Annotated in this window: 20 protein-coding genes; 5 read left to right on the top strand and 15 right to left on the bottom strand. The window is 65.6% G+C overall.

The genetic code is table 11. The features are described 5' to 3' along the window. Positions 1 to 34 precede the first annotated feature (34 nt). Positions 35 to 886, top strand: coding sequence for a penicillin-insensitive murein endopeptidase (gene mepA / locus QQZ18_RS14815; protein ID WP_284541685.1), 852 nt, complete (start codon positions 35 to 37; stop codon positions 884 to 886). Positions 887 to 947: 61 nt separating this feature from the next. Here the strand turns inward: mepA and pheT are convergent, their stop codons facing one another. The 5 genes from pheT to infC all read right to left on the bottom strand — a co-directional run bounded on the left by pheT (position 948) and on the right by infC (position 6207). After that, positions 948 to 3362 (bottom strand): phenylalanine--tRNA ligase subunit beta, encoded by a 2415-nt coding sequence (pheT, locus tag QQZ18_RS14810; protein ID WP_284541684.1) that lies wholly within the window; start codon positions 3360 to 3362, stop codon positions 948 to 950. An 82-nt stretch (positions 3363 to 3444) separates the two neighbouring features. After that, on the bottom strand, positions 3445 to 4527 hold the full coding sequence (gene pheS / locus QQZ18_RS14805) for a phenylalanine--tRNA ligase subunit alpha (protein ID WP_284541683.1): 1083 nt from the start codon (positions 4525 to 4527) through the stop codon (positions 3445 to 3447). A gap of 152 nt (positions 4528 to 4679) precedes the next feature. After that, a complete protein-coding gene (gene rplT / locus QQZ18_RS14800; protein ID WP_100080005.1) occupies positions 4680 to 5042 on the bottom strand; it encodes a 50S ribosomal protein L20 in 363 nt (120 codons plus the stop codon). Between the two features lie 43 nt (positions 5043 to 5085). Further along, on the bottom strand, positions 5086 to 5286 hold the full coding sequence (gene rpmI, locus QQZ18_RS14795; protein WP_026781888.1) for a 50S ribosomal protein L35: 201 nt from the start codon (positions 5284 to 5286) through the stop codon (positions 5086 to 5088). Positions 5287 to 5670: 384 nt separating this feature from the next. Continuing rightward, positions 5671 to 6207 carry a translation initiation factor IF-3 gene (gene infC, locus QQZ18_RS14790; protein ID WP_284541891.1) on the bottom strand — a complete coding sequence of 179 codons (537 nt, stop codon included), beginning with the start codon at positions 6205 to 6207 and terminating at the stop codon, positions 5671 to 5673. Positions 6208 to 6530: 323 nt separating this feature from the next. Here infC and QQZ18_RS14785 point away from each other — a divergent pair, with 323 nt between their 5' ends. The 3 genes from QQZ18_RS14785 (at position 6531) to QQZ18_RS14775 (ending at position 8963) form a co-directional block, all read left to right on the top strand. Beyond that, positions 6531 to 7286 carry an alpha/beta hydrolase gene (locus QQZ18_RS14785; RefSeq protein ID WP_284541682.1) on the top strand — a complete coding sequence of 252 codons (756 nt, stop codon included), beginning with the start codon at positions 6531 to 6533 and terminating at the stop codon, positions 7284 to 7286. Between the two features lie 138 nt (positions 7287 to 7424). After that, positions 7425 to 8237, top strand: a complete 813-nt coding sequence (dapB, locus tag QQZ18_RS14780) for a 4-hydroxy-tetrahydrodipicolinate reductase (protein ID WP_284541681.1) — start codon at positions 7425 to 7427, stop codon at positions 8235 to 8237. Positions 8238 to 8342: 105 nt separating this feature from the next. Then, entirely contained in the window at positions 8343 to 8963 is a 621-nt protein-coding gene (locus QQZ18_RS14775; RefSeq protein ID WP_284541680.1) for a 2,3-bisphosphoglycerate-dependent phosphoglycerate mutase, read from the top strand. Between the two features lie 79 nt (positions 8964 to 9042). On the opposite strand, the gene QQZ18_RS14770 is transcribed toward QQZ18_RS14775, so the two are convergent. Beyond that, a complete protein-coding gene (locus QQZ18_RS14770) occupies positions 9043 to 9933 on the bottom strand; it encodes a methylated-DNA--[protein]-cysteine S-methyltransferase (RefSeq protein ID WP_284541890.1) in 891 nt (296 codons plus the stop codon). A 298-nt stretch (positions 9934 to 10231) separates the two neighbouring features. Between QQZ18_RS14770 and nth the strand changes: the two genes are divergently transcribed. Continuing rightward, complete coding sequence (nth, locus tag QQZ18_RS14765) at positions 10232 to 10903, top strand: endonuclease III (protein WP_342398928.1); 672 nt, start codon at positions 10232 to 10234, stop codon at positions 10901 to 10903. A gap of 73 nt (positions 10904 to 10976) precedes the next feature. On the opposite strand, the gene QQZ18_RS14760 is transcribed toward nth, so the two are convergent. The 9 genes from QQZ18_RS14760 to QQZ18_RS14720 form a co-directional block, all read right to left on the bottom strand. Further along, entirely contained in the window at positions 10977 to 11570 is a 594-nt protein-coding gene (locus QQZ18_RS14760; RefSeq protein ID WP_284541679.1) for a malonic semialdehyde reductase, read from the bottom strand. 250 nt (positions 11571 to 11820) lie between these two features. After that, the gene (locus QQZ18_RS14755; RefSeq protein ID WP_284541678.1) at positions 11821 to 12375 is read right to left on the bottom strand and encodes a NifU family protein; all 555 of its coding nucleotides are present in this window, start codon (positions 12373 to 12375) and stop codon (positions 11821 to 11823) included. Positions 12376 to 12492: 117 nt separating this feature from the next. Next, the gene (locus QQZ18_RS14750; protein ID WP_284541677.1) at positions 12493 to 12990 is read right to left on the bottom strand and encodes a universal stress protein; all 498 of its coding nucleotides are present in this window, start codon (positions 12988 to 12990) and stop codon (positions 12493 to 12495) included. A gap of 70 nt (positions 12991 to 13060) precedes the next feature. After that, the gene (gene trpS, locus QQZ18_RS14745) at positions 13061 to 14113 is read right to left on the bottom strand and encodes a tryptophan--tRNA ligase (protein ID WP_284541676.1); all 1053 of its coding nucleotides are present in this window, start codon (positions 14111 to 14113) and stop codon (positions 13061 to 13063) included. A 187-nt stretch (positions 14114 to 14300) separates the two neighbouring features. Beyond that, on the bottom strand, positions 14301 to 15392 hold the full coding sequence (locus QQZ18_RS14740) for an acyltransferase family protein (RefSeq protein WP_284541675.1): 1092 nt from the start codon (positions 15390 to 15392) through the stop codon (positions 14301 to 14303). Positions 15393 to 15484: 92 nt separating this feature from the next. After that, entirely contained in the window at positions 15485 to 17053 is a 1569-nt protein-coding gene (gene murJ, locus QQZ18_RS14735; RefSeq protein WP_284541674.1) for a murein biosynthesis integral membrane protein MurJ, read from the bottom strand. A gap of 15 nt (positions 17054 to 17068) precedes the next feature. Then, entirely contained in the window at positions 17069 to 19840 is a 2772-nt protein-coding gene (locus QQZ18_RS14730; RefSeq protein ID WP_284541673.1) for a [protein-PII] uridylyltransferase, read from the bottom strand. Between the two features lie 93 nt (positions 19841 to 19933). After that, positions 19934 to 22663 (bottom strand): DNA mismatch repair protein MutS, encoded by a 2730-nt coding sequence (gene mutS / locus QQZ18_RS14725; RefSeq protein WP_284541672.1) that lies wholly within the window; start codon positions 22661 to 22663, stop codon positions 19934 to 19936. A 72-nt stretch (positions 22664 to 22735) separates the two neighbouring features. Beyond that, a complete protein-coding gene (locus QQZ18_RS14720) occupies positions 22736 to 23554 on the bottom strand; it encodes an LOG family protein (protein WP_284541671.1) in 819 nt (272 codons plus the stop codon). Positions 23555 to 23739 lie beyond the last annotated feature (185 nt).

Here is a 23739-nt window from a genome sequence, read left to right as displayed (position 1 = left end):
GCAGCATGATCCGTCAACCAAGCCGGAATAGCCCATGTTCTGTCGTCTTGCCGCACTCGTCTTCCTAGCCACCGCGCTGCCGGCCGCCGCCGAGACGCCGGCCAAGCAGCTGTTCGGCGCCGTCAATGATCCGGCGCCACTCGCTGCGCGCTCGATCGGTTCCTATGCCCGAGGCTGCCTTGCCGGCGCGGACCTGCTGCCCGTCAACGGTCCGACCTGGCAGGTGATGCGCCTGTCGCGCAATCGCAACTGGGGCAATCCGGCTCTGGTCGGTTTCCTCGAGCATCTTGCGGCGAAAGCGCCGTCGGTCGGCTGGAACGGTCTCCTCGTCGGCGACATGTCGCAGCCGCGCGGCGGCCCGATGTCGTCGGGTCACGCCAGCCACCAGATTGGGCTCGACGCCGACATCTGGCTGACACCGATGCCGAAACGAGAGTTCTCCTACGACGAGCGCGAAAAGGTGAGCGCCGTGTCGATGCTGGCGCCCGACACGCTCAGCGTCGACCCGAAGAAGTTCTCGAACCGCCAGTTCAACATCATCCGCCTCGCCGCCAAGCAGCCGGAGGTGGAGCGTATCTTCGTCAACCGGGCCATCAAGAAGGCGCTCTGCGAAGGCGCCAGCGGCGATCGCGCCTGGCTGTCCAAGGTGCGTCCGTGGTGGGGTCACGATTTCCACTTCCACGTTCGCATCGCCTGCCCGCGCAACTCGCCGACCTGCAAGCCCCAGGCCGATCCGCCGACGGGCGACGGCTGCGGTGCCGAGCTCCAGAGCTGGTATGCACCGCCGCCAAAGCCGACGAAGCCATCGAAGCCCAAGCCGCCGCCGCCGGAGATCACCTTGAAGGATCTTCCGCCGGAGTGCTCGCAGGTTCTGGTGGCGAAGTGAAAGAAAAGGCCGCGGTCTCTGAACTGACCGCGGCCTTTTCAAGTCTGCGCGCTTGGAAGTGTTATCCGCGCAATGCGGCGCCCGTCGCCTTTTGCACGGCGGCGACGATCGCCTTCGACACCTTCTCGATGTCTTCGTCGGTCAGCGTGCGGTCGCTTGGCGTCAGCGTCACGGCGATGGCGACCGACTTCTGCCCGGCGGCCACGTGCTCGCCCTTGTAGATGTCGAACACATCGACGCTGCCGATCAGCTTCTTGTCGGCACCCTGCACCGCCTTGATGATCTTGGCCACCTCGACGCCATCATCGACCACGAAGGCGAAGTCGCGGCTGACCGGCATGAAGGCGGAGAGCGCCAACGCCGGCTTGCTGCGGCCCGACTTCGCCTTGGCCACCGGGATGCGATCGAGAATCACCTCGGCGGCAACGATCGGCCCCTCGGCGTCGAGCGCTTCGATGACGGCCGGATGCAGCTCGCCGAAATGGGCCAGCACGGTCTGCGGGCCGAGCTGGATGCTGCCCGAGCGTCCCGGATGGAACCAGCTCGGCGCCGAACGGACGATCTGCACGCGCGAGATGTCGACGCCGAGCGCATCGAGCAGCGCCAGCGCGTCGGCCTTGGCGTCGAAGGCGGTCACGGAAGTCGCTGGCCCGGCCCAATGACGGCCGCCGCCGACGAACCCGGCAGTGCCCTCGCGCACTGCGGTCGCGGCGATGCTCTGGTCCTGAGGCCGGTCCCCTGCGAAGATCTGCCCAACTTCGAACAGCGAAAGATCGGAGAGGCCGCGGTCGGCGTTGCGCTTGACCGCCGCCATCAGGCCGGGGATCAGGCTCGGCCGCATGTCGCTCATGTCGGCGGAGATCGGATTGGCGAGCTCGAGTTCGGCCGCGCCGCCGCCGAACAGCATGGCGATTGGCTTGGCAAGGAACGACCATGTCACCGCCTCGACAAGGCCGCGCGCCGCCAGCGTCCGCTTGGCGCGGCGGGTGCGAGTCTGCAGGGACGTCAAGACCTTCTGCGACACCGAGGCGATGCGCGGAAGCGCCGTCGCCTTCACCTGGTCGAGGCCGACGATGCGCACTACTTCCTCGACGAGGTCGGCCTTGCCGTAAACGTCCGGGCGCCACGAAGGCACGGCGACCGAACGGCTGTCGCCGCTGCCGGTCACCGAGAAGCCGAGCTTCTCAAGCGTGCCGGTCACTGTTTCAGCCGGAAGATCGAGGCCTGAGAGGCGTTTCACCTCGGATAGCGGGAAGTCGACCACCTTATTGGGAACGGGCTCCTTGCCTGCCACCACGACGTCGGAGGCTTCGCCGCCACAGAGGTCGAGCACCAGTCGTGTCGCGAGTTCAAGGCCGGCGACGACGAAACCGGGATCGATGCCGCGTTCGAACCGGAAGCGAGCATCGGAGTTGAGGCCCAGGCGACGGCCGGTACGAGCCGTACGGCCCGGATCGAAGTAGGCGCTTTCGATGAAGACGGACGTGGTGGCTTCGGTGGAACCGGTGGTCTCGCCACCCATCACGCCGCCGAGGCCGAGCACGGCGGCATCGTCGGCGATGACGCACATGCTGTCGTCGACCGCATAGGCCTTGCCATCGAGCGCCAGCAGGCTTTCGCCCGGCATGCCGAGGCGGGCCGAGATGGTGCCGGTCAGCTTGTCGGCGTCATAGACGTGCAGCGGCCGGCCGCGATCGAAGGTCAGGTAGTTGGTGATGTCGACCAGCGCCGAGATCGGACGAAGGCCTATGGCCTTGAGCCGGTCCTGCAGCCACTTCGGGGATGGGCCGTTCTTGAGGCCGCGCACCACGCGACCGGCGAACACCGGGCAGGGCGTGTCGTCGCCATCGAATTTCAGCGCGATCGGCACGGGCGAGGGGAAGGCGCCGGGGACCGGGGAGAGCGGATCGGGCTTCAGCTTGCCGAGGCCGCGCGCCGCCAGATCGCGGGCAATGCCGCGAACGCCGAGGCAGTCGGGCCGGTTGGGGGTGATGGAGATATCGATCACCGGGTCGGCACCGCCGCGATAGTCGGCGAACGACACGCCGATCGGAGCGTCCTCGGGCAGCTCGATGATGCCGTTGTGCTCGTCCGACAGGCCGAGCTCGCGCTCCGAGCACATCATGCCGCGGCTCTCGACGCCGCGAATGGTACCGACCTCAAGCACGTCACCGGTGGCCGGAATGACGACGCCGGGCAGCGCGAACACGCCTTTGAGGCCAGCGCGCGCATTGGGGGCGCCGCAAACCACCTGCACCGGCCCCTTGCCGGCATCGACCGACAGCAGCTTCAGCTTGTCGGCGTTGGGGTGCTTGTCGGCGGTGACGATCTTGGCAACGACGAACGGCTTGAGCGGCGCCGATGGATCGGAAACCTCCTCCACCTCGAGGCCCACCATGGTGAGCGCCTCGACGACCTCGTCGAGCGAGGCTTCCGTTTCGAGATGGTCTTTCAGCCAGCTGAGGGTGAACTTCATTTTGGCAAATCCGTAATCGGAAATTCTAATTGGCTTGGTCCGGCGTGCGGGCGGGGGAACATCGTGGCAAGGGCCGCCGACATCATCCCGTCAGACCGCCGTAGAGGCTCGGCAGGTCGAGCGGACGGAAGCCGTAGTGCTTCAGCCAGCGGGCATCGGCGTCGAAGAAGGCGCGCAGGTCGGGCATGCCGTATTTCAGCATGGCGATGCGGTCGATGCCCATTCCGAAGGCGAAGCCCTGGTAGACGTCGGGGTCGAGGCCGGCGGCGCGGATGACGTTCGGATGCACCATGCCGCAGCCGAGGATCTCCAGCCAGTCGTCGCCCTCGCCGATGCGGATCTCGGAGCCCGACCGCCGGCAGCCAACGTCGACTTCCATCGACGGCTCGGTGAACGGGAAGAAGGACGGGCGGAAGCGCGTCTTGACCTCATCGACCTCGAAGAAGGCCTTCAGGAACTCTTCCAACACCCACTTGAGATGGCCGAAGTGCGTCGTCTCGTCGATGACGAGCCCCTCCACCTGGTGGAACATCGGCGTGTGGGTGGCATCGCTGTCGCAGCGATAGGTGCGGCCGGGCGCGATGATGCGGATGGGCGGCTTCTGCTTCTCCATGGTGCGCACCTGCACCGGCGAGGTGTGGGTCCTGAGCAGCAGGCGCGAGCCGTCTTCCTTCGGCTTCAGGAAGAAGGTGTCATGCATTTCGCGGGCCGGATGGTCCGGCGGGAAGTTGAGCGCGGTGAAGTTATAGTGGTCGGTCTCGATGTCCGGCCCCTCGGCCACCGCGAATCCCATATCGGTGAAGATGGCGGTGATCTCGTCGATCACCTGGCTCACCGGGTGGATGCGTCCCTCGGCCAGCGGTCCCGGACGGACCGGCAGCGAGATGTCCACGGTTTCGCGCGCGAGGCGAGCGTCAAGGGCGTCAGCCTTCAGAACCGCCTTGCGGTCGGCGATGGCGAGGGCAGCCCGGTCTTTCAGCGCATTGATCGCCGCACCGCGCGTACGCCGCTCGTCCGGGCTCATGGCGCCGAGCGTCTTCAGCAACGCCGATACCGACCCCTGCTTGCCGAGGGTGGCAACGCGCACGCTTTCAAGGGCGGCTTCGTCACTGGCGGCGTGGATGTCGTCGAGAATGGAGGCTTCGAGCTGTTCGATGTCGGTCATGACGGATGTCCTGGCGGATCTGATGGCTGGCTTCTAGCCGGTCTCACCGGCGAATGCACCCCTGGAAACAAAAAGAGCGGCGCACCGATCGGCGCGCCGCTCTCGTAATGTCGGGGGCGGCCGATCAGCGATCGGCCCCGCGCTGTCGCCGATTAAGCGGCAGCCTGGGCCTTCTCGACGATGGCCTTAAACGATGCCGGCTCGCTGATGGCGAGATCGGACAGCACCTTGCGATCGATGGCAATCCCGGCCTTGGCCAGGAGATCGATGAAGCGAGCGTAGGTCAGCTCGCCACCGGTGACATCACGAACGGCGGCGTTGATGCGCTGGATCCAGAGGGCGCGGAAGTTGCGCTTCTTGGCCCGGCGGTCACGCGTCGCATACTGCATCGCGCGATCGACAGCCGCCTTGGCGGTCTTGATGGTATTCTTGCGACGGCCCCGGTAGCCCTTGGCGGCTTCCAAAACCTTCTTGTGCTTGGCATGGGACGTTACGCCCCGCTTGACGCGCGCCATAATTCAGTCTCCTCGATAGTGAGTGCCGTTTGATCGCGCGGGATCAGGCGTAGGGCAGGAAATTCTTCTTGATGATGATTTCATCCGGCTTCGACAGCACGGTGGTGCCGCGAGCCTTGCGGATGAACTTGGTGGTCCGCTTGATCATGCCATGGCGCTTGCCGGCCTGGGCGGACTTGATGTGGCCATTGGCCGTCACCTTGAAGCGCTTCTTGGCGCCCGACTTCGTCTTCATCTTGGGCATTTTGCTCGTTTCCGAGTGTTTGGAGATCCCTTGCGGGGCCTCGCTGACCTTGTCTTTCCGGAAGACCTGCGGCCATCGCGGTAATCCCGCGGAGGCCAAGACGGTCTGTCCAGGGTTGAGCTTCCACGGCCGCCACGGCATGCCCTTGGATACGGCAAGCCGTCTCCACGCCGGGCGACCTGAAGTGGCTGGGCTTCTAGCCGAAAAGGGCGCTGGGCGCAAGGCGGATTCGCGCGATGGTGAAGCCGCCGGGTCGCCGAGCGCTTGCGCGCACGGGCTTCTCAGGGGGCTTCTCTGTCGCCCACGCAGGCCAGTCTCGGCAAAAATGAAAATGCCCCGGCGCAGCGGAACTGCCCGGAGCATTTTCGAAGAAGACCCGAGTGCTCAGCGCGGGGCGAGCAACATGACCATCTGGCGGCCTTCGAGGCGCGGCTCGCTCTCGACCTTGGCAACGTTTACGGTTTCTTCCTTGACCTGTTGAAGCAGCTTGAAGCCGAGGTCCTGGTGGGCCATTTCGCGGCCACGGAAGCGCAGCGTCACCTTGACCTTATCGCCCTCCTCGAAGAAGCGCAGCATGCTCTTCATCTTCACGGTGTAGTCGTTCGTGTCGATGTTGGGCCGAAGCTTGACTTCCTTGATCTCGACGATCTTCTGGTTCTTGCGGGCTTCCGACGCCTTCTTCTGGGCTTCGAACTTGTATTTGCCGAAGTCCAGGATCTTGCAGACGGGAGGCGTCGAATTCGGGGAAATCTCGACAAGGTCGAGACCGGCCTCGGCAGCGGCGGCCAGGGCATCGGCGATCGCGACAACGCCGAGGTTGTCACCATCCTCGCCGATCAGTTGGACCTGAGGGACCCGGATTTCGCGATTGATGCGCGGACCTTCCTTGACGGGGGCGGTGGCTCGGAACGGGCGACGAATGGCTGTCAACTCCTCTGAAGTTCATGGGACCAGTCGCTCCTCGGGATATGTCGACGCCCGACCATGTCAAGGACCTTGATCGTCAAACCGATCGCACCTTTGAGACAGGGACGCCACCCACGGATGACCGGCTGTCCTCACGGCGAACCGCAGCCTGCTGTGAAGCACGGACTCGCAAACTGGACAACGGCCTGAAAATCGTTGGAGAGTGCGAAAAAGTCAAGGTCGCACACGCCAATCGGCGGGGAAATGGGCTAAAGAAGCGGCATATTGTCCTGAACGACGGCAACATGCGACGCGTGGGACGCGAGGAGCGGAGAGAAATGTCGGACCGGCCGATCAGTATCACCTTGCCCGACGACGGCCGGATTGTTCGCGGTCTCGTCGGCGACGGCGACGGCCCGACGATCGTCTGGCTCGGCGGTTTCCGCTCCGACATGACCGGAGCCAAGGCCGAGGCGGTTGCGGCCTGGGGTCAGGAGCACGGCCGCAAGGTGGTGCGCTTCGACTATTCGGGTCATGGCGGTTCGGACGGCGCTTTCGAGGACGGCCGCATCGGTCGCTGGTTCGGCGAAGCGAAGGCCGTGATCGCCGCCGAAGCCGGTCCGGAGTTCGTTCTCGTCGGCTCGTCGATGGGTGGCTGGATGGCGCTGCTGCTCGCCCGCGAGCAACCTGCCGGGCTCAAGGGTGTGGTGCTCGTCGCTCCGGCCCCCGATTTCACCGAGAAGCTGTTCTATCCGGCGTTGCCGCCGGAAATGCGCGCTTGCCTGGATGCCGGGGAGACCGTCGAGGTCCCCGGCGAATATGGAAGTCCGGCCTACCGTCTCACCGCCGATTTCTTCCGTGACGGCGCCAGGCACAACCTTCTCGATGCGCCGCTTCGCCTCGGCGTGCCGGTGATCATCATCCAGGGCATGGCCGACACTTCTGTGCCTCATGCCCACGCGCGGCGCATCGTCGACCGTCTCGTCGACGACGACGTGGTGCTGACGCTGGTAAAAGACGGCGACCACCGGCTGTCGCGACCGTCCGACATCGCCCTCATCCTCGATGCCATTGGCCGCGTGACCGAGGAGTGACGCGGAAATCCGCGCCAATACGCGTTTTTTCCAGCGTGATCCCGAGGGATTTTTGCGACTAAAGGATTACCACGCGGCTCTCGCGTGATAGAAGGCCGCCATGGCAACGGTGTTCTCCCCTGAACCGCGAGGTCGGACATGTCGGACATGAAGCTCGTTGTGGTCGGCGCCGGTGGGCGCATGGGGCGTACGCTGGTACGCATCATCTCCGAGACGGCGGGCGTGGCGGTCCATGCTGCCATCGAGCGGGAGGGCAGTCCGCTGATTGGCGAGGATGCCGGTATGCTGGCGGGCATTGGCGAGATCGGCGTTCCTTTGACGACAGATGCGCTGGCCGCGGTGGTCGGCGCCGAAGGCATTCTCGACTTCACAAGTCCGGCCGCCACGGTCGAGTTCGCCGAACTGGCGGCGCAGGCACGTATCGTCCACATCGTCGGCACCACCGGCTGCTCGGCCGATGACGAAGCGAAGATCGATGCCGCCGCCCGCCACGCGACGGTGGTCAAATCCGGCAACATGAGCGTCGGCGTCAACCTGCTCGCCGTGCTGGTCGAGCGGGCCGCTCGAGCTCTCGGTCCGGATTTCGACATCGAGATCCTGGAGATGCACCACCGGCAAAAGGTGGATGCGCCCTCCGGCACGGCTCTTCTGCTCGGCGAGGCCGCCGCGCGCGGCCGCGACATCAAACTCGACGATTACGCCGTCCGTTCCCGCGACGGCTACACCGGCCCTCGTCCGCAAGGCGCCATCGGCTTTGCCACGCTGCGCGGCGGTTCTGTCGTCGGCGACCACACCGTCTATCTCGCCGGCGCCGGCGAGCGGCTGGAGCTGAGGCACGTCGCCGAGGACCGGGCGCAGTTTGCCAAGGGAGCGGTTCGAGCCGCGCTCTGGGCGCGTGGCCGAAAGCCGGGCCGCTACGACATGGCCGACGTCCTCGGCCTGAAGGATTGACCAATCCCGTCCTCGCTTCCTGGGGAGGCGTGGCCGGCTGCAGAAAGATCCGGGACCGACGGTCGGTTCCGGCCCCCAATGAAGCGATCAACTGGAGAAAAGCCCATGAGCCGCATTCTGGTCCTCGTCCGCCACGGCCAGTCCGAGTGGAACCTGCTCAACCTGTTCACCGGCTGGAAGGATCCCGACCTGACCGCCCAGGGCGTCAAGGAAGCCACCGCCGCCGGTACCCGCCTCAAGGCGCTCGGCTACAAGTACGACATCGCCTACACGTCGGTCCTGACGCGCGCCCAGCACACGCTACGCCTCATCCTCGGCGAAGTCGGCCAGCCGGACCTCGAGACCATCCGCGACCAGGCCCTCAACGAGCGCGACTACGGCGAACTGACCGGCCTCAACAAGGACGACGCCCGCGCCAAGTGGGGCGAGGAGCAGGTGCACATTTGGCGCCGTTCGTTCGACGTTCCGCCTCCGGGCGGCGAGAGCCTGAAGAACACCGCCGAGCGCACGCTGCCCTATTTCAACGCCGAGATCCTGCCGCGCGTCCTGAAGGGCGAGAACGTGCTGGTCGCCGCCCACGGCAACTCGCTGCGCTCGATCATCATGGACCTCGAGAAGCTCTCCGGCGACGAGATCGTCGCCCGCGAGCTGAACACCGGCGAGCCGATCGTCTACGAGCTCAACGAAGACGGTTCGATCAAGTCGAAGAAGGTTCTGGCGGCCTGATTGTCGCACCTTTGAAAAAGATCAGCGCCGCGGTGGGGTCTCCATCGCGGCGCTTTTCTTTTGGATGGAACGGCAAAGCTCAGGCCTTCTCCACCTCGGCGCCGCCGAGCCGGCGCGCCAGGCCGGTTTCCCAGCCGAGAATGGCCTTCTTGCGCGTGAGGCCCCAGTGATAGCCGCAGAGGTCGCCTTCGCGGCCGAGCACGCGGTGGCAGGGCACGACGAAGGACAGGGGGTTTCGCCCGACGGCGGAGCCGACGGCCCGCGCCGCGTTCGGGTTGCCGATGTGCCGGGCGATGTCCGAATAGGTCGTCGCCTTGCCGAGTGGAATTCGCAGCAGCGTCTCCCATACCCTGACTTCGAAGTCGGAGCCGATGAACACCAGCCGGATCGGCCGATCCTGCGACCACACCGTCGGATCGAACACCTGTCGCGCATAAGGCGCGGTGGTCACTTCGTCCTGAACGTAGGTGGCGGCAGGCCAGCGGGCCGACATGTCAAGGAAGGCCTTCTGTTCCTCGCCGGGGTCGGCGAAGGCTATGCCGGCAAGTCCCCGGTCGGTGGCCATCACCAGCGCGGTACCGAAGGGCGAGGAGTGGAAGCCGTAGGCGATGGTGACGCCGGCTCCCCGCGCCTTGTAGGCGCCCGGGCTCATCGCCTCGTGCGTCACGAATAGATCGTGCAAACGCCCCGGACCGGACAGGCCGACCTCATAGGCGGTGTCGAGGATCGACGACGACTGGTCGAGCATCCGCCGCGCCTCGTCGAGCGTCAGCGCCTGGACGAAGGCCTTGGGAGTCAGGCCCGCCCACCGGGTGAACAGGCGATGCAGATGACCGGCATCCGTACCGACGGCAGCGGCGATCGTCTCAAGTTCAGGCTGGTCGCGCCAGCGCTCGGAAATGAAGCGAATGGTGTCGCGCACGAGAACGTAGTCGCTGTGATCGCGATCGAGGGATACCTCGCCCGCCATGCGCAGCCCCTCGTGCAGCCAGCTCGCAGACATCGGCGGGCGGGTGAGGTTGTCGGTCAGCGTAATGGCGTCCATCGCGTCCTCCTTCAAGGGTGCGATGCAAAGTTAGGGAGGGGTCGGCGATCCAACCACCCGATTCTCGCACGTCGGAGGAAAAAGAGCAAAAAAACGATCCCGATGGCCGGAAAAAGCGACGCTGCTGACGCCGCCAGGCACCAAATCCGGCTATAGAAGGCGGCATAGCGCCTTGCCCGGAGTATTGCCCGTGCCGAGAAAGCCTGCCGTCGCGTCCGAAGACATCGACACGCCCATTCCGCCGACCCGGCCCATGAACTCGGCGGAAATCGAAGAGCTGTTCGCCACCTTCAAGGCGGCCAATCCCGAACCGCGGGGCGAGCTTCACGCCGTCAACCCCTACACGCTTCTGGTCGCGGTGGCGCTGTCCGCCCAGACCACCGATGCCGGCGTCAACAAGACGACTCGGCCGCTGTTCGAGACGGTCGACACCCCCGCAAAGATGCTGGAGCTCGGCGAAGACCGTCTTCGGGAGGCCATCAAGACCATCGGCCTCTATCGCAACAAGGCGAAGAACGTCATTGCGCTGTCGGAGATTCTGGTGCGCGAGCACGGCGGCGAAGTCCCGCGCGACCGCGCTTCGCTCGAAGCCTTGCCGGGCGTTGGCCGCAAGACGGCAAATGTCGTCCTCAACATCGCCTTCGGCGAACCGACCATCGCCGTGGACACGCATGTTTTCCGCGTCTCCAACCGGCTGGGCCTCGCGCCGGGGCGGACGCCGATCGAGGTCGAGCTCGGCCTGGAGAAGGTCGTGCCGAAAGCCTATCTTCTGCACGCCCATCATTGGCTGATCCTGCATGGCCGCTACGTCTGCAAGGCCCGGCGGCCGGAGTGCGAACGGTGCATCGTCGCCGATCTCTGCCGGAGTCCGGAAAAGCGCCTGCCGATGATGTGACCTTACCGGATGCTTGAAACGCCAAACCCCGCCGTCGCCGGCGGGGTTTCGTTTTTTCTCGATCCGAAATCGGTCAAGCGATGCGGGCGTATTCGTCGAAGGCGAGGCGCGGCAGGCGCGGGTACAGCGACGACTTGTCGCCGTAGCCAAGATTGACGACCAGGAAGGTCTTGACGCGGCTGTTGGGGAAGAAGGCGGCGTCGACGGCGGCGGCATCGAAGCCGGCCATCGGGCCGACGTCGAGACCCAACGCCCGCGCGGCCGTGGTCAGGTAGCCGACCTGCAACGAGGCCGAGCGCAACGCAGAGAACTGCAGGCGCTCGTCCGGCGAGCCGGCGTACCAGGAGCGGGCATCGGCGTGGGGGAAGGTCTTGGGCAGGTTCTCGTAGAAATCGAGATCGTAGCCGGCAATGACGGACACTGGCGCGGTCTTGGTCTTGGCCTGATTGCCGGGCGCCATGGCGGCCAGCAGCTTTTCCTTGGCCTCGGGCGACTTCACGAAAACGAAGCGGCCGGGCAGGGTGTTGGCCTCGGTGGGGCCGAGACTGGTCAGTTCGGCCAGCGTCCTCAGCGTCTCGTCGGTAACCGGCTTGTCGAGGAAGCCGTTGTAGGAGCGGCCGTCGCGGAACAGACGGTCGAGCGTGTCGTCGGCAAGAAGAGCGGACATTGGAAAAACCTTTCGGGCGGAGGAAGCGAATTCACGCCCGAACTAGGTGTCTTTCGATGCCCCGAATAGTCGGCGATCGGCTGACAAATTGTTCGATAAAAGTGACCTATCCCGCAATACCGCGGTCGATTGCGCGCTGTTCACAACCTTTTCACGGTAACTTGAATGCCGCTTCGGACCGCGCCCCTTTGAAATGACGACGCCGCCGGAGTGACCGGCGGCGTGGGATACGGTGCGTATCAGAGGTCAATCAGGCGACGGCGCGAACCTCGCGCACGTCCGGAAGGAAGTGACGCAGGAGATTCTGGATGCCGTTCCGGAGTGTCGCCGTCGACGACGGACACCCGGCGCAGGCGCCGCGCATGTTGAGATAGACGATGCCGTCCTTGTAGGCGCGGAAAGTGATGTCTCCACCGTCCGCCGCCACGGCCGGACGCACGCGCGTATCAAGGAGCTCCTTGATCGACGATACCGTATCTGCGTCGGCCGGATCGAAATCCTCGTCGCCGGCCGTCGTCTCGGTAGTCGTCAGGATCGGCGCGCCCGACATGAAGTGTTCCATGATGACGCCGAGCACTGCCGGCTTCAGGTGCGTCCAGTCCTCGTCCGGGCTGGTCACGGTGATGAAGTCGGCGCCGAAGAACACGCCGGACACGCCGTTGATCTCGAACAACCCCGTGGCAAGCGGCGAAACGGCCGCCTGTTCGGGCGTCAGGAATTCGCGCGGACTGCCTTCGAGGACGACCCGCCCGGGCAGGAACTTCAGCGTAGCCGGATTGGGCGTGGACTCGGTCTGAATGAACATCTTGTGGGGCTCCTCAGGCTCGCCTGATTGGAACATGTCTAAACTTGATCTTTAGAGGATAGTTCCGACTTTGCAAATGAACAATCGGTGAACCTGCGGATCTAAATCGTTCAGGGCTCAAGCGACGGCCGCGATATCCTCGTCGCTCATGTCGCCGGGCACGATGGTCACCGGGATGGGAAACGGCGGCCCCGAGCGACCGGCGACCGAGGTCACCAGCGGCCCCGGCCCCTCGCTGCCGATACCGGCCGCGAGTACCAGGATGGCGATGTCGCGATCCTCCTCGATGAGACGGTGGATCGCTTCGGCCGCCTGTCCTTCGCGGATAACGAGCTCGGCCTCGATATCGGCCGCGAAGGCGTGCACGCGTTCGGCAGTAGCGGCCAGACGCTGCCGCGCTTCGTCCATTGCCTCGGCGCGCATCATCTCCTCGACGCCGCGCCAATGCTGGAAGTCGCCGGGCGGGATGACATAGAGAAGCACCAGCCCCCCGGACGTATGCCGTGCGCGCGTGGCTGCGTAGACAAGCGCCCGGTCGCATTCGGGCGTGTCGTCTATGACGCAGAGGAACTTGCGTCGGTGACCCTCTTCGCGGGCGAGGCGGCGTGAAACCATGATGACAAATTAGCAGAAGGCCGGCGGCGGACAAGCCGCACCGGCCTTCAAGTTTTCACTGAACGGCACCTCAGCGCCGCTTGCGGCTCTGAATGAAGCCGACGATGTCGCGCACGTCGTCCATCACCTTGCCGGCGATGGCGCCGGCCCGTTCAGAGCCGTCGGCGAGGACTGCGTCGATATGGTCGGGTTCTGCCATCAGCGCCTTCATCCGATCGTTGATCGGCGACAGGACGGACACCGCGAGATCGGCCAGCGCCGGCTTGAAGGCCGAGAACTGCGACCCGCCGCGGTCTTTCAGCACCGCCTCCTTCGTCGTGCCCGCCAGAGCGGCGTAGATCGTGACGAGGTTGTCGGCGTCCGGCCGTTCCTTGAGACCGTCGACCTCGGACGGCAGCGGCTCCGGGTCGGTCCGGGCCTTGCGGATCTTCGTGGCGATGGCATCGCGGTCGTCGGTCAGATTGATGCGCGAGTAGTCCGACGGATCGGACTTCGACATCTTCTTGGTGCCGTCGCGAAGCGACATGACGCGCGGCGCCGGACCCTGCGTCAGCGGCTCGGGCAGCGGGAAATAGCCGTCCTCGGCGCTGTGACCCTGGGCTACGATCGAGGCGGAGAAGTCGTTGTTGAACTTCGTTGCGATGTCGCGAGCGAGCTCGAGGTGCTGCTTCTGGTCCTCGCCGACCGGCACGTGGGTCGCCCGGTAGACCAGAATGTCGGCCGCCATCAGGCTGGGATAGGCGAACAGGCCCACCGACACGTTCTCGCGGTCCTTGCCGGCCTTCTCCTTGAACTGCGTCATGCGGTTGAGCCAGCCCATGCGGGCGACGCAGTTGAATACCCAGGCGAGTTCGGCGTGCTCGGGCACCTGGCTCTGATTGAAGACGATGTGCGTCTTCGGATCGATGCCGGCGGCGAGGAAGGCGGCCGTCACTTCGCGGATCTGGCGCCGGAGCTCGAAGGGATCCTGCCAGACGGTGATGGCGTGCTCGTCGACGACGCAGTAGATGCAGTCATGGGTCGACTGCATTTCCACGAAGCGCTTGATGGCGCCGAGATAATTGCCGAGATGGAGATTGCCGGTCGGTTGAACGCCGGAAAAGACAAGAGGTTTGAAAGGCATCGGTTTGGACCCGAGGATAGAGTGACACGCGCTCCGGTGGTGAAACCGGGCGGAGCGGACTTATGGACCCGCCACGCGGTGACCGCAAGCGAAAGACAGCGGTGCTCGACCTACGGCCTATGCCGCCGACCGAGCCGTTGGTGGTCATGAAGGGATGGGGTGAGGTGACCGCGCCACGTCCGGCCCCCTACGCCGGAACACCTCCGGCGGGGTGGGCACGACGGCCCGGCCGGCGCAGCCATTGCATCGCCGGCTTCTCGATCAACAGATGTACGGCCACCGATACGCCGATGGTGATCAGGACCATGGCAACGAACACGACCCGGTTGGGCAGCTCGGCCAACGGCCCCACCCCGAACAGGCGGATGAGGACCGACCCGAGCGGAGCGTGGATCAGGTAGATGCAATAGGAACTGCCGCCCAGGATCGCCATCGGGCGGGCGAATGGCAGCGGCTTTCTCATCTCGATTTGCGAGATCGACAGGATCAGCGCGGCTGCGCAGCTCATGTAGATCAGCGGGCTGGTTATGCCGCCCAGCGGCAGAAATTCTTCCGGCAGGTCCCGGCCGACGTACCACTCGGCGGTCATGGCAGCCAAGAAACCAAGGCCGCCAAGGCTGGCAATGAGGCCCGGCTTCGTCAGCGAGATGCGGGTGACCGCCCAGGCGCAGGCCACGCCCAGGCCGAAGCCCAGGTTGTAGATGTAGAAGAATGGCTTGATCGCTGGAGCAAGATCGTAGGGGTGCATGGCCCCGACGACCAGGCTGGCGGCCTGCCATGCGATGAGTGCCAACGCGCCGACCCGCACGTTGAGGATCATCACCGCGAACAGCGCGTAAAACACCATCTCATGGCGCAGGCTCCATGCCTGGGGCACGACGGTATCGCCGGACAGCGGCAGCAGCAAAGCGTCGAGGACGCCGTTCCAGAAGGTGAATTCCCGCTCCCCGCGCAACGACGGCACCAGGAAGAACATCACGAGCATGGCTGCGAAGATGGCAAGATAGAGCGGGTAGATCCGGATGATCCGCTTGGTGGCGAAACTCGTCACGGCGGCGGGGCGACCGATGTCCGGGCGGTGGACCCAGTAGATGATGAAACCGCTCAGGACGAAGAAGTAGTCGACGCCCGCATGCCCGGCACGAAAGGCGAAGTCGAACACCTGATCCTGGCGCAGGTTCTCGAAGGCGATGGTGAAGTGAAAACAACACACGAGGAGCGCCGCCAGGAAGCGTCCGAACTCCAGCCCCAGCAATCTGGGCCTTGCCTCGACCTGCATTCCTGCCTCCCGATCCCAACAAAGGGCGATAAGGATCGGGAGGTTAGCAGCAATTGCTGAAGGAGGTGTTGTGACGAAGGCTGGCGACGCGCTCAGCCGGCCTTGCCGCGACCGACGATCGCCTTGGCGTAACGGCGGACGTCGACGGCGCCGGTCAGCACCGTCGCAAGGCCATAGACCGCCATGCCGAACAGGCAGAGGCCGAGAAGCCAGATGATCTGGAGCAGCTCGCGGCCGCTGTGGAGGCGGGCGTCGACAAGGCTTTCGCCGAAGAGCAGCGCCGCCCCCATCACGAGGCTGGCGACGGCGAGCAGAACGAGGCGCCGGACGAGCAGGGCGTCGGCCCTGAAATGACCGCGCCGGTGAAGCTCGATGACCAGCATCAGCGCATTGACCCAGGCGGCGAGCGAGGTCGCCGCGGCAATGCCGACATGACCGATGAACGGGAACAGGGCCAACGAGGCCGCCACGTTGACCGCCACCGATATGCCGCCCTGTATGGTGGGCGTGCGGGTGTCCTCGCGGGCGTAGAAGGACGGCTGGAACACCTTGATGGCGACGAAGGCCGGGAGGCCGGCGGCGAAGGCGATCAGCGCGTCGGCGGTGGCAAGGGTGTCGGCGGCGGTAAAGGCACCGCGCTCGAACAGTACGCGCATGATCGTGTAGGGAATGGCGCAAAGGGCGACGGTAGCCGGCAACGTCAGCGCCATGGCGAACTCCAGCGCCCGGTTCTGGGTGTGGAAGATGCTCTCGGCCTTCTCCGTCCGGACGCGGCGGGTGAGGTCCGGCAGGAGCACGATGCCGATGGCGACGCCGATCACCCCGAGCGGCAGCTGGTAGATGCGATCGGCAAAATACAGCCAGGACACGGCGCTCGCCTGCATAGAGGCGATGATGGTGCCGACCACGATGTTGATCTGGGTGATGCCGCCGGAGATCACGCCGGGGATGCCGAGCGTCACGAAACGGCGGACATTGTCGTTGTAGCGCGGCCGCTTCAGCGACATGGGGAAGCCGATCCACCACAGCGAGCCGCCGACGGCGATCAATTGCGCAAAGCCGGAGATGCAGACGGCCCAGGAGAGCGTATACGCGGCTTCCGGCGTGCCGGCCCAGTTCTCCCACCAGATGAGGGCGAGGGCGGCGACCAGGACGACGTTGAGCAGTGACGGCGCAAAGGCGGCGACGGCGAAACGTCCGAAGGATTGCAGCATGCCGGCCGCCATGGCGGTCAGCGACATGCAGGCGAGATAGGGGAACATCACCCGCGTCATGAACTCGGCGGCGGAAAACTTCTGCGGATCGTCGATGAAGCCCGGTGCGAGCACGCCCACCAGCCACGGCGCGCCGATTTCGGCCAGCGCGGTGACGACGACCAGCACCAGCAGGAAGATCGCGAGGATGTCCTCTGCCAGCGCACGCGCCGACACTTTGCCACCTTCGGCCAGCGCCCGGGCGAACAGCGGCACGAAGGCTGAGGAGAAGGCCCCCTCGGCGAACAGGCGCCGGAACAGATTGGGCAGGCGGAAGGCGACGAAGAAGGCATCGGCAATCGGGCCCGAGCCCAGCATGTTCGCCATGAACACGTCACGGACGAAGCCGAGCAGCCGTGAAGACAACGTGGCGCCGCCCACGGTCACGAAGTTTTTGACGAGGCTCATGACCGGTTGCCTTCCTCAGGCTGCCTTCTTGGGCGGATGCGGCTCTTCGCCGGCCACGGCCGCGAGGATGCGTCGGCGAATCGCTGCCTGCTTGGAGCCGGACTGGATCTTCAGCTTGGTGAGATCGGTGACGTAGAACACGTCGACAACCCGCTCGCCGAAGGTGGCGATGTGCGCCGAGGCGATGTTGAGGTTGAGGTCGCTCATCGCCGTCGTCACGTCGTAGAGAAGGCCCGGCCGGTCGAGGCAGGACACCTCGAGCACGGAAAGGTTCTCCGACAGCGCGTTGTCGAACTTGATGTCGGTCGGCACGCTGAACGCCTTGGTCGCCTTGCGTTGACCGACACGGCGGGCAACGATCTCCGGCAGTCTCTCGCGCCCTTCGAGCGCCGCCTCGATCATCTTCAGCACGCGGTCGGCGCGCCGGAACTCGTCGGCGTCGTCCGGAAACTCGCGGTTGATCAGGATGGTGTCGAGGGCGAGGCCGTCGGTGGTGGTGTAGATCTGGGCGTCGGCGATGTTGACGCCGGCCGCCGCGCAGGCGCCGGTGATGGTCGACAGAAGGCGCGGATGGTCGGGCGCCACCACCACCAGTTCGGTGATCGCCTCGAATTTCTTGGTCGAATAGGCGGTGGCGAGGCGTCGCCCCGTCCCTTCCATCGACCTCAGAAGGCGGGCGTGCATGATCTTTTCGGGCAGGTCGACGCGCAGCCAGTAAGGCGCGAAATGGCGTCGGCCATAGTCGGATAGCTCCGTCTCGCTCCAGTCGGTCAGCTCGGCGGCGAGCTCCGCCTTGGCGGCGGCGACGCGCTGGTCGCGCGACAGCTTCGAGTGGCCGCCGAGGAGATAGGGCTCGGTCTCGTAATAGAGTGTCCTGAGGAGTTGCCCCTTCCAGCCGTTCCAGACGCCCGGACCCACCGCCTTGATGTCGGCGATGGTCAGCATCAGCAGCATGCGGAGCCGTTCCACCGTTTGCACCACGGCGGCGAAGTCGCGAATGGTCTGGCGGTCGGAAAGATCGCGCGACTGGGCGATGATCGACATCACCAGGTGGTTCTCGACGAGCCAGGCGAGCTGGTCCGTCTCGGCCGGCGAGAAGCCGAAGCGCGGCCCGAGACGGCGGGCAATCTTGGCACCGGCAATCGAGTGATCCTCGACGCGCCCCTTGGCGATGTCGTGCAGGAACAGGGCGAGATAGAGCACGTTGCGGTTGGAAATGGCCGGAAACAGCTCGGTGGCGAGCGGATGGTCGCCCTGCTCCTCGCCGCGCTCGATCTGGGCGAGAAGGCCGATGGCCCGCAGCGTGTGCTCGTCGACGGTGTAATGATGATACATATTGAACTGCATCATCGCCACGACGCGGCCGAACTCGTTGATGAAGCGGCCGAGCACGCCGGTTTCGTTCATCGCCCTGAGCACCGCCTCGGCATGCCTCTTCGACGTCAGCACGTCGAGGAATATGCGGTTGGCCTCCTCATTTTCGCGCAAGTCGCTATCGATGAGGCGCAGAGAGCGGGTGATCAGCTTCAGCGCATCCGGATGAAAGTCGAGATCCTTCCGGGCGGCAACGGCGAAGATACGAAGAAGATTGACCGGATCTCGCTCGAACACGCCGTCGTCGATCACCGACAGGCGGTCGTTGTCGATGATGAACTGCGGCGTGCCCGGCAGCGACTTCTTGCGCCGCCGGAAGGTGTGGCGCAGCACCCGATCGAGCATCGGCTTGGGCTTGGCGTGCATCTCCTCGAGGGCCGCGCAGAAGATGCGCGTGAGGTCGCCCACGTCCTTGGCCACCAGGAAATAGTGTTTCATGAAGCGTTCGACGGGCTCAAGACCTGGATGGAGCTGATAGCCCAGGAGCTCGGCAATTTCGCGCTGGTTCTCGAAGCCGAGCCGGTCGTCGGCCCGGTTGGTGACGAAGTGGAGGTTGCAGCGCACCGCCCACAGGAACTCTTCGCACTTGTGGAAGCGGTTGAGCTCCTTGCGGGCGAAGATGCCCTGCTTCACAAGTTCGTCGGCCGTCGAGGCGCGATAGAAGTATTTGGCGATCCAGAACAGCGTGTGAAGGTCGCGGAGGCCGCCCTTGCCGTCCTTGACGTTCGGCTCGACGAGATAGCGCGAGGTGCCGGCGCGCCTGTGCCTTTCGTCGCGCTCGGCAAGCTTGGCCTGGATGAACTCCGGACCGGTGCCCTTGACCACCTCGTTGTCGAAGCGGCTGGTCATCTCCGAATAGAGGCTCTTGTCGCCGAGAATCCACCGGGCTTCGAGCAGCGCCGTGCGGATGGTCATGTCGGCGCGGCCGAGCTTGATGCAGTCTTCGACGCGGCGTGTCGAGTGGCCGACCTTGAAGCCGATGTCCCAGAGAAAATAAAGGATGTGTTCCAGAACCTTGTCGGCGAGCGGCTGCGACTTCGGCGGCAGCAGGAACAGGAGGTCGACGTCCGAGGAGGGGGCCAGCGTAGCGCGGCCATAGCCGCCGACGGCGATGATGGCGATCTTCTCGTCGCGCCCGCCGGGGAAGACGCGGCTCACCGTATGCTCGTAGATGACGTGGATCAGCGAATCCACCAGAGCCGAGAGGCGGCGGGCGCAGGCGACGCCATCCCGGTCGCGGCCCAGGATATCTCGGGCCGCCGCTCGTCCTTCCTGGTTCGCCCGCTTCAGCACGGCGAGCAGTTCCGGGCGTGGGTCGACACCGGCGGTTGCCGCCCGGTCGGCGATGGCCGCCATTTCCGCGCCGAGTGCCGTCTCGTCGATCAGGGTGGTGGTTTCCGGAAGCTTGGTCATCGGCGGCAATCACCTTCGGACGAGGTAGGCGCAGCAGGTCCGGGCTTGTCCGCAGCCGGCAACAAAACCGAATAGTCGGCGGAACCCGAACAATCAACCATGCGCGCGTCCGATTCCCATTCGAAGCGCCTTCAGCCGATAAACGGCCTCCAGCGCCTCGCGGGGACTGAGCTCGTCGGGCGCCAGCGCATCGATGGCGGCGAGCAGCTCCGCTTCCGCGGGATCGGGTGCCATTTCGACCGGTGCCGCCGCGGCCTGATGGCGTGCCAGCGAGAACAGCGGCAGGTCGTCGAGCATGGAGGCGGCGTTGTTTCCGCCCGATTTCTCCAGCTCGGCCAGAACGGAGCGCGCCCGCTCGATCACCGGCCGGGGCAGGCCCGCGAGCTTGGCGACCTGGATGCCGTAGGACCGGTCGGCCGATCCGGGCACGATCTCGTGCAGGAACACCACGTCGCCGCGCCACTCCTTCACCTTGACGGTGGCATTGACGACGCGTGGCAGGCGCTCCGAGAGCGCTGTCAGCTCGTGGTAGTGCGTCGCGAACAGCGTGCGGCAGCGATTGGCTTCGTGCAGATGCTCGATGGTGGCCCAGGCGATGGAAAGTCCATCATAGGTGGCGGTGCCCCGGCCGATCTCATCGAGAATAACGAAGGAGCGCGGGCCTGCCTGATTGAGGATGGCCGCCGTCTCGATCATCTCGACCATGAAGGTGGAGCGCCCGCGCGCCAGGTCGTCGGCAGCGCCGACGCGCGAGAACAGCCGGTCGACGACGCCGATGTGCGCCGAACGGGCCGGCACGAAGGAGCCGATCTGGGCCAGCACCGCGATCAGCGCGTTCTGCCTCAGGAAGGTCGACTTACCGGCCATGTTGGGACCGGTGACCAGCCACAGCTTGCCGGCCGCCTCGCCACCGACGTCGCAGCCGTTGGCGACGAACGAACCACCGTCCTCGCGCAGAACCTGCTCGACCACCGGGTGACGGCCGCCGTCGATGCGGAAGGTCAGGCTGTCATCGACGCGCGGCCGGACGTAACCCTCGGCGGCGGCCAGCTCGGCAAGCGCGGTGGCGACGTCGAGCGCGGCCAGCATGTCGGCCGCCCGCTTGATGGCGGTGCCGGCTTCCATCGTCTCGCGGGCGAGTTCGGCGAAGACCGAGAGCTCGACCGCCAAGGCTCTCTCCGCCGCCGAGGCGATGCGGCCCTCGAGTTCGGACAGCTCCGTCGTCGAAAAGCGCATGGCGCCGGCCAGCGTCTGCCGGTGGATGAACAGCCGGTTGAGCGGCTCGCTGGTCATCGCCTGCGCGTAGTTCGGCGCCACCTCGATGAAGTAGCCGAGCACGCCGTTATGGCGCACCTTCAACGACTTGATGCCGGCCGTCTCGGCATAGGTCTGCTGCAAGGCGGCAATCACCTGCCGGCTCTCGTCGCGCAGGGCGCGCGCTTCGTCGAGGTCGGCGCGGAAGCCGGGCCGCACGAAACCGCCGTCGCGCTTCAGGAGGGGAAGCTCGTCGTCGAGCGCTGCGGTCAGCCGTCCGGCAAGGTCGGCCGGGGCGGCTTCAAGGCCATGGGCGATGCGGTCGATCTCGGGTCCCGCGCCGCCTGCATCGCGAAGGTCGCCCGCCAGTTGGACGGCGGCGGCGAGCCCGCCGGCGATGGCGGCAAGATCGCGCGGACCGCCACGGTCGAGGCTGATGCGGGTGAGGGCGCGGGCCATGTCGGGTGCGCCGGCCAGATCCCGGCGCAGGCGCGCCCGAAGCGTCGTCTCCGACAGGAAGAAGTCGACGGCGTCGAGCCGGTCGCGGATGGCGTCGGGGTCGGCAAGCGGTGCCGCGAGCCGGTCGGCGAGGAGGCGTGCTCCGGCGCCCGATACCGTGCGGTCGATGGCGTGCAGCAACGAGCCGCGCCGTTCGCCGGACAGAGTGCGCGACAGTTCGAGGTTGGCCCGGCTGGCCGCGTCGATGGCGAGAGCGCCGCCCAGGCTCTCGCGGGCCGGCGGGTCGAGCGGTGGCCGGCTGCCGATTTGCGTCTTGTCGACATAGGCGACGATGGCGGCGGCGGCGGTCAGCTCCAGCCGGGTGAAGCTGCCGAAGGCGTCGAGCGAGGCGACGGAAAAGAAATCGGCGAGCCGGTGTTCGGCCGTGGCGGCATCGAAAAAGGCACGCGGCAGCGGCACCACGGCCGGGCTCGCCGCCTTGAAGGTCCGACGCAACTCGTCGTCCTCGAACAGGCCGTCGGCGGCCAGGAGCTCGCGTGGCTCGATGCGGGCAAGCAGCGCCGGCAGGGCGGCCGGGCTGGTTTCGGCAAGGCGGAAGGCGCCGGTCGACATGTCCGCCCAGGCGACGGCAAATCCGTCGGCGGTGCTATCCGTTCCCTTTTGGCGCGCGACGGCAGCGAGATAGTTGGAGCGGCGCGCATCGAGAAGATTGTCCTCGGTCAGCGTGCCGGGCGTGACGAGCCGGACGACGTCGCGCCGCACCACCGATTTCGAGCCGCGCTTCTTTGCCTCGGCCGGATCTTCCATCTGCTCGCAGACGGCGACGCGATGGCCGAGGGCGATGAGGCGCTGAAGATAGTCGTCGGCCGCATGCACCGGTACGCCGCAGAGCGGAATGTCCTCACCGCGATACTTGCCGCGTTTGGTGAGCGTGATGCCAAGGGCGCGCGAGGCGACCTCGGCATCCTTGAAGAACATCTCGTAGAAGTCGCCCATCCGGTAGAACAGCAGACAATCGGGATTGGCTGCCTTGATCTCGATGAACTGCGCCATGGCGGGCGTCGCCACATCGGCGGTCCGGTCGTCGGGGAGAGCTTGCACGTCGGTCATGGGGCGGGAAGCTAACAAAGCCCGCACCGCTTTTCACGCGGCAAATGTCCTGCTGTCGCGGTTATCCAGCCGTCATTCCGGCACGGGAGAGGGGCGCGTCAACACGCCTTCGCCGTAACGGGCCTTGTCGCGGTTACGGTGCGACCCGAGACCCTCCGAGGCGAGATAGCTCCAGATCTCCTCTGCCGTTTCGGCAAAGTGGACGAGACCGATGTCCTCGCGGTTGATCATGCCGTAGTCGGCCAGGGCGTCGAAATTGATGACCTTGTGCCAGTACTCGCCGTCCACCAGCACGACCGGAATTCGGGTGCCCTTGTGGGTCTGGGTCAGCGTCAGAAGCTCGAACAGCTCGTCGAAGGTGCCGAACCCGCCGGGGAACACCACCAAGGCATTGGCGCGCATGGCCAGATGCATCTTGCGCATGGCAAAGTAGTGGAACCGGAAGGTGAGTTGCGGCGTCGTATAGGCGTTGGGTTCCTGCTCGTGCGGCAGGACGATGTTGAAGCCGATGGTCGGCGCGCCGGCGTCGCGGGCGCCACGGTTGGCCGCCTCCATGACGCCAGGGCCGCCGCCGGTGGCGATGACGTTGTCGAAGAACCCGTCGGCACGGTTGACGGCGCCGCCACGTTCGGACGCGATGCGGCCGAATTCGCGCGCCGTGTTGTACCAGCGATTGTGCAGGGGATCGCCGTTTTCATGGACGCGGGCAGAACCGAACACGACGAGCGTCGACCGGATGCCCCAGGCCTTCAGCGTCTGTTCGGCCTTGGAATACTCCAGCATGAAGCGGACGCCGCGCATCGAGTCCGAGAGAAGAAAATCGTTGTCGATGGCTGGAAGGACAAAGGCCTTGGAGGTCTTCTGGGCGGTGTTGTCAGCGATGTCGGTCATGCGGTCAGTCCAGGATTTCCAGCCAGATTCGGCGATAACCAGGATAGGGATCGGTATCTTAAGGAACGCTGAAACACGGCCGCACTGTGGCATGAAGGCGCCGAAGGACGCCCAGCATTCGCATGGGGGCTGGCGGGAACGGATATAATCGTTCCCGAATCAGGCCGTTCGCTTCATGGAAAGGC

The sequence above is a fragment of the Pleomorphomonas sp. T1.2MG-36 genome (assembly GCF_950100655.1).
In the GTDB taxonomy this organism is placed as follows: Bacteria; Pseudomonadota; Alphaproteobacteria; order Rhizobiales; family Pleomorphomonadaceae; genus Pleomorphomonas.
The sequence above is the reverse complement of the archived record's forward strand: the minus strand, read 5'-3'. Positions and strand labels throughout refer to the sequence as shown.

What these genes read in the sequence shown, in the direction of transcription:
- mepA (WP_284541685.1), top strand. Translation starts at nt 35, where the DNA reads ATGTTCTGTCGTCTTGCCGCACTCGTCTTCCTAGCCACCGCGCTGCCG.
- pheT (WP_284541684.1), bottom strand. Translation starts at nt 3,362, where the DNA reads ATGAAGTTCACCCTCAGCTGGCTGAAAGACCATCTCGAAACGGAAGCC.
- pheS (WP_284541683.1), bottom strand. Translation starts at nt 4,527, where the DNA reads ATGACCGACATCGAACAGCTCGAAGCCTCCATTCTCGACGACATCCAC.
- rplT (WP_100080005.1), bottom strand. Translation starts at nt 5,042, where the DNA reads ATGGCGCGCGTCAAGCGGGGCGTAACGTCCCATGCCAAGCACAAGAAG.
- rpmI (WP_026781888.1), bottom strand. Translation starts at nt 5,286, where the DNA reads ATGCCCAAGATGAAGACGAAGTCGGGCGCCAAGAAGCGCTTCAAGGTG.
- QQZ18_RS14785 (WP_284541682.1), top strand. Translation starts at nt 6,531, where the DNA reads ATGTCGGACCGGCCGATCAGTATCACCTTGCCCGACGACGGCCGGATT.
- dapB (WP_284541681.1), top strand. Translation starts at nt 7,425, where the DNA reads ATGTCGGACATGAAGCTCGTTGTGGTCGGCGCCGGTGGGCGCATGGGG.
- QQZ18_RS14775 (WP_284541680.1), top strand. Translation starts at nt 8,343, where the DNA reads ATGAGCCGCATTCTGGTCCTCGTCCGCCACGGCCAGTCCGAGTGGAAC.
- QQZ18_RS14770 (WP_284541890.1), bottom strand. Translation starts at nt 9,933, where the DNA reads ATGGCGGGCGAGGTATCCCTCGATCGCGATCACAGCGACTACGTTCTC.
- QQZ18_RS14760 (WP_284541679.1), bottom strand. Translation starts at nt 11,570, where the DNA reads ATGTCCGCTCTTCTTGCCGACGACACGCTCGACCGTCTGTTCCGCGAC.
- QQZ18_RS14755 (WP_284541678.1), bottom strand. Translation starts at nt 12,375, where the DNA reads ATGTTCATTCAGACCGAGTCCACGCCCAATCCGGCTACGCTGAAGTTC.
- QQZ18_RS14750 (WP_284541677.1), bottom strand. Translation starts at nt 12,990, where the DNA reads ATGGTTTCACGCCGCCTCGCCCGCGAAGAGGGTCACCGACGCAAGTTC.
- trpS (WP_284541676.1), bottom strand. Translation starts at nt 14,113, where the DNA reads ATGCCTTTCAAACCTCTTGTCTTTTCCGGCGTTCAACCGACCGGCAAT.
- QQZ18_RS14740 (WP_284541675.1), bottom strand. Translation starts at nt 15,392, where the DNA reads ATGCAGGTCGAGGCAAGGCCCAGATTGCTGGGGCTGGAGTTCGGACGC.
- murJ (WP_284541674.1), bottom strand. Translation starts at nt 17,053, where the DNA reads ATGAGCCTCGTCAAAAACTTCGTGACCGTGGGCGGCGCCACGTTGTCT.
- QQZ18_RS14730 (WP_284541673.1), bottom strand. Translation starts at nt 19,840, where the DNA reads ATGACCAAGCTTCCGGAAACCACCACCCTGATCGACGAGACGGCACTC.
- mutS (WP_284541672.1), bottom strand. Translation starts at nt 22,663, where the DNA reads ATGACCGACGTGCAAGCTCTCCCCGACGACCGGACCGCCGATGTGGCG.
- QQZ18_RS14720 (WP_284541671.1), bottom strand. Translation starts at nt 23,554, where the DNA reads ATGACCGACATCGCTGACAACACCGCCCAGAAGACCTCCAAGGCCTTT.